The following is a 5,826-nucleotide window of genomic DNA, read 5'->3' as shown; positions in this document are numbered from 1 at the left end:
GGGGCCTCGGAAGCCCTGCCCGCGCTGATGGGCGGCCACGTGAACCTCTACACCGACACGATCGTCAGCAGCGTCTCCCTGATCAAGAGCGGCAAGACCCAGCCGATCGGCATGACCACGGCCAAGCGCAAGTCCATCCTGCCGAACGCTCCCACCATCGCGGAACAGTGCTTGCCCGGCTTCGACTTGGTGCCCTGGACGGGTTGGTCGCTCCTAAGGGCGCACCCGCGGAAGTCGTGGAGCGCCTGCGCACCGCGATGGGGAAGAACATGCAGAACCCGGAGTTCATTCGCGAACTGGCGTAGGTGGGCGCCGAGGTGCCGACCGAGGGCTTCGGTCCGGCGGAATTCGCTGCGGTGATGAAGGCGGAGATTACGAAGACCGCCAAGCTGATGAAGGACGCGGGGATCGACCCGAAATAGCGGCGAGCGACCTCTAAAAGTACTTCAACTCGTCGTTGATCGTCGCCGCCGTCCTGAGCAGAGCAGGCACGAGCCGCGCGACCACGTCCTCCACCTTCCATCGCGGTGACGGCACGGCGATGTTGACGGCGCCGAGCGGGTGGCCTCTGTGGTCCATCAGGGGAGCCGCCACCGAGACGTCGCCGAGAAAGGCCTCCTGGTCGTTCAGCGCGTAGCCCAGTTCGCGCGCCTGCTCCAGCCGCTCGCGCAGGCCGTTCAGGTCGGTCACGGTGTGCGGCGTCATGCGCGTGCGGCGCGCCGCCTTCAGGTGGGTCAGCGCCTCCGCCGCATCCAGGCGCGAGAGGATGGCGCGGCCCGCCGCCGTGCAGAAGGCCGGCAAGCGGGAGCCCACGTGCAGGTCGACGCTGACGGCATGGATGCTCGGGAAACGCGAGACGTACACGATCTCCTCGCCTTCGAGCTCCATCAGGTTGACCGTCTCGCCGGTGCGCCGGTTCAGCGCCTCCAGGTGCGGCTGCGCGCGTTCGCGCAGGCGGTTGGTGGCGAGCACCGTGTGGCCGAACTCCAGCATGCGGCCGGACAGGCGGAAGGCCTTGGTCCCCGGATCCTGGCGCAGGTAGCCCAGCACGCGCAGCGTGTGGGTGATGCGCTGGACTCCGCTGCGGTCCAGCCCGGAGAGACTGGCGATCTCGGTGAGGCCGACCGGCCGGCCCACCGTGTTGAGCGCCTCCAGCACCTGGAAGCACTTCGCGACCGACCCCAGGAACAAAGGGCTCTCGTGCTCCGGTGCCTGGCGCGACCCGGCCGCAGCGGCGGCATTGCGTGCAGTCGCCATGCGCTCACTCGGGAGCCGCGAGCGAGCGGTACAGGTCGGGGCGGCGGTCGCGCCACCAGGGGAACTTCTTGCGTGCGGCCGGCACGGCGTCGAGGTCGATTTCCGCGGTGAGCAACTGCGGGGCCTGCGTGCCGGCCTCCGCCGCGATCATGCCGCGCGGATCCACCACCATGCTGCGCCCGAGGTGGTGCCGCGGCCCTTCGGTGCCGACGCGGTTGCAGGCGAGCACGTAGACGCCGTTCTCGTACGCCCGCGCGCGCAGCGGGATCTCCCAGATGGAACTGCGCTGCTCCGGGTCGGCGTAGGTGGAGAAGGCGATCGGCATCACGATCAGCTCGGCGCCGGCGAGCGCGAGCACGCGCGAGGCCTCGGGGTACAGCCGGTCGTTGCAGATCTGGACGCCGATGCGCGTGCCGGCCACCGGATACACCTCGAGCTTCGCACCCGGAGCGAAGTAGAACTTTTCGAAGCTGCCGGTGCCGCCCGGGCCTTCGGCCGGGAAGTACGCCGGAATGTGCGTCTTGCGGTAGCGGCCGACCTCGCGGCCGTTCTCGTCATACACGAACGCGCTGTTGAACCAGCCGTCGCCGGCCCGCTCGGCGAACGGAAGCACCAGCGCCATGCCGTGCCGGCGCGCCTTCTCGCGCAGCCCGAGCAGCACCTCGTGCGTGTCCAGGAAGAACCAGCGGTCGAAGTCCTCCTCGAGCCGATTGGCGAAGAACGGCGTGAGGAACAACTCGCCGAACGTGAGCAGCCGCACGCCCTGGCGCGCGGCCTCGTCGAGCATCGCATGGGCGCTGTCGGCACCGGCGGCCAGCGCGCCGTCGGCCACGCTGCCGGTCTGGGCAGCGGCGACGGTGAGAAGTCGGGGCATCGGGAAGTCTCCGGGGTTTATTGCATTCCGATATTCGCATATTGCGCTCCGGTGCGCGAGCCCCCTACAGTGCGGCGTCCGCCATCACCGGCCGCGGCCGGACCATCGTCTTTGGAGTTCCCATGCGTCGTCGTACCTTCCTGCTCGCTTCCGCCGCGGCCGCCACCCAGGCGCCTTCCTTCGCGCAGTCCCCTTCCTGGCCGACGCGCCCGGTCCGCACGCTGATCGGGTATCCGCCCGGAGGCAGCACGGACGTCGCCGGCCGCATGCTGGCCGAACAACTTGGGCGCCGCCTGGGCCAGCAGATCGTGGTCGAGAATCGCGCGGGTGCGGGCGGCACGGTGGCTGCCAACGCCGTCGTGCGGGCCGAGCCCGATGGGTACACGCTGCTGCTGGCCGCCGCGCCGGAAGTGGCGATCGCTCCCATCACCATGAAGGCGATGCCGTACGACCCCGTGCGGGACCTGCAGCCGATCACGCTGGTGGGCCAGGTGCCCTTCCTGCTGGTCGTCAACCCCGCCCTGCCGGTGAACACGCTGCGGGAATTCATCGCCTATTCCAAGGCGCATCCGGGCAAGCTCAACTACTCTTCCTTCGGCAACAACACCTCCAACCACCTGGGAGGCGAGCTGTTCAAGCTGATGGCGGGCACGCAAGCCGTGCACATCCCGTACAAGGGCAGCGGCCCCTCGATCGTGGACCTGCTCGCCGGCCAGGTGCAGTACACCTTCGATACGCCGCCAGCCGTGCTGGAGCACGTGCGTGCGGGCAAGCTGCGCGCATTGGCCGTGGCCACCCGCCAGCGCCTGGCCAGCGCGCCCCAGGTTCCCACCTTCGACGAAGCGGGCCTGCCCGGCTTCACCGGCGGCACCTGGTTCGGCCTGTTCGCGCCGGCGAAGACGCCGCACTCCATAATCGAGCGCATCAACGCCGCCGCCGGCGCGGTGCTGCGCTCGCCCGAACTGTCCAAGGCGTATGCGGACCGCGGTATCGTCGCCTCGCCGCAGTCGCCGGAGGAGTTCGGCCGCTTCGTGCAAGCGGAAGTGAACAAGTACAAGGACCTGGCGTCCAAGGTCGGCATCGTTGCCGAGTAACCGTTCGAGCCCACTGCCCTCTTCATGCGAACCCTGCTGACCCATGCGACGCTGATCGATTGCGTCCAACCCACGCCGCGTGCGGACACCGCCGTCCTGATCGAGGACGGCCGCATCAAGGACATCTTCGACGCAGGAAGCGTGCCCTCCGTCGGCGACGCCGAAGTGATCGACCTGCGCGGTGCCTACCTGATGCCGGGCCTCTGGGACGTGCACATCCATCCGGACTACAAGTCGGTCGTCGAAGGACCGCTCGCCTCGCAGGTGACCATGTTCGGCCACCAGATGCAGGCGGCGCTGCTCGAGTCCGGCGTCGTGGGCATGCGCTGCGCCGGCACCCACGACTACATGGACGTGGCCTGGAAGCGCGCCTTCGATTCCGGCCAGCACCTGGGGCCGCGCCTGGTGGCGGCCGGCTACTTTCTCACCACCACCGGCGGCCACTTCCTGGGCTCCGGCCACGCCCTCGAGGTGGACGGTCCGTACGGCTTCGTGAAGGCGATCCGCGAGCAGATCCGCAACGGCGTCGACCAGATCAAGCTGAACCTCTCCGGCGGCATCATGGGTCCCGCCTGGGACCAGCACAGCCGCTCGTTCCTGCTGCCGGACGAACTCAAGGCAGCATTCGACATCTGCAAGCTGCGCGGCTTCAAGGTCATGGCGCATGCGACCAACCCCGAGTCCGTCAAGGCGGCCATCCGGCTCGGCGCCCACACCGTGGAACACGGCTACATCATGGACGACGAGTGCATCGAGCTCTTCCTCGAGCACGACGTCTGGTACGTGCCGACGCTCTCGATCAGTCACCTGACTCCGACCCAGGCGACCAACGACTGGGAGCAGCGCTGGGTGAAGAACCGCAACCTCTCGCACTCGCTGTGCTGCCGTGCCGACGCTGCCTCCGGCACCCACCAGGAGTGGTTCCGCAAGGCGTTGAAGGCCGGCGTGAAGATGGCGCTCGGCTCCGACATCCGGCCACTGAAGGATGCGGCGCTGCTGGAACTGGGCCTGTGGGTCCGCGACGGCGCGACGCCCTGGCAGGCCCTCGTGGCCGCCACGCGCCACGGCGCCGCGGTGTGCGGCATGGGCGAGGATCTCGGCACGGTGGAAAAGGGAAAGATCGCCGACCTGATCGTGGTCGGATCCAATCCGCTGGAGGACATCAATCACGTGCGTCGCCTGCAGCTGGTGCTGAAGGACGGCCGGATCGTGTCGGACAAGCGACCCAAGGCCCGCTGATGGACCCGCGCAATGCGAAGGATGCCGCCTCCAGAGCGAGGCGCGTGGCCGTGGTCGGCGCCGGTGTCGTCGGCACCAGCATCGCGCTGGCCCTGCGCAAGCGCGGCGCCGACGTGACGCTGCTCGATCGCGACGAGCCTGGCCGCGGCTGCAGCTATGGCAACTCGGGCGCGATCAGCCCCGGCTCGGTGGCCCCGGTTGCCATGCCGGGTGTCACTGCTTCCGTGCCGGGCATGCTGCTCGATCCCGAGAGCCCGCTGTTCCTGCGTTGGCGGTATCTGCCGCGCGCCCTGCCCTGGCTGCTGCGCTTCCTGGCTTCGGCGAATCCGGCCAGGGTGGAAGCCTCGGCCGCCAGGCTCGCCGCGCTGCACGCCGGAGCGGTGGAGGCCCACGAGGCGATGACGCGCGAATTGGGCGTCCCCGAACTGCTGCTGAAGCGCGGACACCTGCACCTCTACCCGGACGATGCCGCCCTCGCCAAGGATGCTGGGGGCTGGCGGCTGCGCCAGGCCTACGGCGTGAAGGTGGAACGGCTCGACCGCGCGGGCATCGAGGCGCTGGAGCCCAACGCCCCGCGGCACTACCGCGTGGGCATGTACCTCGCGGATCACGCCACCATCCTCAATCCCTTCCGCTACGTGCAGGCCATGGCACGCGCCTTTGCGGCGGCCGGGGGGCGCATCGTGCGCACCGAAGTGAAAGGCCTGCAGCCCCGGGGGTCCGAGTGGATGCTGCAGGCTTCGGGCGAGGCGGACGGCGCCAGCTTCGATGACGTGGTCGTGGCGGGCGGCGCCTGGTCGCGCGCGCTGCTGGCGCCGCTCGGAATCCGGCTCGCGCTCGAAACGCAGCGCGGCTACCACGCGCAGTTCGAGGGCGGCGGCAGCGTCATCTCGCGCACGGTGGTGCTGGCCGACCGCAAGATCTTCCTCGCGCCGATGGAGGACGGCTTGCGCGCCGGCGGCACGGTGGAGATCGCCGGCCTGGCCGCGCCCCCGGACGAGCGCCGTGCCGCTGCGCTCGCGCGCGTCGCCCGCGAGAGCTTCCCGGCATTGCGCGACCTGCCGGCGCACACCTGGATGGGGCACCGCCCCTGCATGCCCGACTCGGTGCCGGTGGTCGGCGCCGCGCCCGGTCTTGCGGGCCTGTGGCTCGCCACCGGGCACGGTCACCTGGGTCTCACCGATTCGCTCAATACCGCGCGGCGCATCGCCGACGGCTTGCTGGGGCAGCCAACCGCCGTGGCGCAGCGGGAGGCGACGCTGGCCGGCGCCTGAAGACGGCTGCCGCCTCAGGCCGTTTCGGTGAGGGCCTCGCCGATGGCGTTGACCAGCCGGTCGATCTCGGCCTTCTCGACGATGAAGG

Annotated in this window: 6 protein-coding genes; 4 read left to right on the top strand and 2 right to left on the bottom strand. The window is 69.7% G+C overall.

What is annotated here, in order from left to right; all coding sequences use genetic code 11:
• Positions 1-27 precede the first annotated feature (27 nt).
• Positions 28-360 (top strand): hypothetical protein, encoded by a 333-nt coding sequence (locus VFM98_RS26185; protein WP_414709033.1) that lies wholly within the window; start codon positions 28-30, stop codon positions 358-360.
• A gap of 75 nt (positions 361-435) precedes the next feature.
• On the opposite strand, the gene VFM98_RS15010 is transcribed toward VFM98_RS26185, so the two are convergent.
• Together VFM98_RS15010 and VFM98_RS15005 are read right to left on the bottom strand one after the other, a co-directional pair.
• Positions 436-1,257 (bottom strand): IclR family transcriptional regulator, encoded by an 822-nt coding sequence (locus VFM98_RS15010; RefSeq protein WP_325110716.1) that lies wholly within the window; start codon positions 1,255-1,257, stop codon positions 436-438.
• Between the two features lie 4 nt (positions 1,258-1,261).
• The gene (locus tag VFM98_RS15005) at positions 1,262-2,131 is read right to left on the bottom strand and encodes a carbon-nitrogen hydrolase family protein (protein WP_325110715.1); all 870 of its coding nucleotides are present in this window, start codon (positions 2,129-2,131) and stop codon (positions 1,262-1,264) included.
• Positions 2,132-2,253: 122 nt separating this feature from the next.
• On the opposite strand from VFM98_RS15005, the gene VFM98_RS15000 reads away from it, so the two are divergent.
• The 3 genes from VFM98_RS15000 to VFM98_RS14990 are packed head-to-tail and all read left to right on the top strand — an operon-like array spanning position 2,254 to position 5,738.
• Entirely contained in the window at positions 2,254-3,225 is a 972-nt protein-coding gene (locus tag VFM98_RS15000; RefSeq protein ID WP_325110714.1) for a tripartite tricarboxylate transporter substrate binding protein, read from the top strand.
• A gap of 24 nt (positions 3,226-3,249) precedes the next feature.
• The gene (locus VFM98_RS14995; protein ID WP_325110713.1) at positions 3,250-4,464 is read left to right on the top strand and encodes an amidohydrolase family protein; all 1,215 of its coding nucleotides are present in this window, start codon (positions 3,250-3,252) and stop codon (positions 4,462-4,464) included.
• A complete protein-coding gene (locus VFM98_RS14990; protein WP_325110712.1) occupies positions 4,464-5,738 on the top strand; it encodes an NAD(P)/FAD-dependent oxidoreductase in 1,275 nt (424 codons plus the stop codon). Before VFM98_RS14995 ends, VFM98_RS14990 begins: the two co-directional genes overlap by 1 nt.
• Positions 5,739-5,826: the final 88 nt, after the last annotated feature.

The organism is Ramlibacter sp. (genome assembly GCF_035706265.1).
GTDB lineage: Bacteria > Pseudomonadota > Gammaproteobacteria > Burkholderiales > Burkholderiaceae_C > Ramlibacter.
This window is presented reverse-complemented; position numbering and strand designations above follow the sequence as displayed.

Coding starts and splice junctions, on each gene's coding strand:
- VFM98_RS15005 (WP_325110715.1), bottom strand. CDS start 2,131: ATGCCCCGACTTCTCACCGTCGCCGCTGCCCAGACCGGCAGCGTGGCC.
- VFM98_RS14995 (WP_325110713.1), top strand. CDS start 3,250: ATGCGAACCCTGCTGACCCATGCGACGCTGATCGATTGCGTCCAACCC.
- VFM98_RS26185 (WP_414709033.1), top strand. CDS start 28: ATGGGCGGCCACGTGAACCTCTACACCGACACGATCGTCAGCAGCGTC.
- VFM98_RS15010 (WP_325110716.1), bottom strand. CDS start 1,257: ATGGCGACTGCACGCAATGCCGCCGCTGCGGCCGGGTCGCGCCAGGCA.
- VFM98_RS15000 (WP_325110714.1), top strand. CDS start 2,254: ATGCGTCGTCGTACCTTCCTGCTCGCTTCCGCCGCGGCCGCCACCCAG.
- VFM98_RS14990 (WP_325110712.1), top strand. CDS start 4,464: ATGGACCCGCGCAATGCGAAGGATGCCGCCTCCAGAGCGAGGCGCGTG.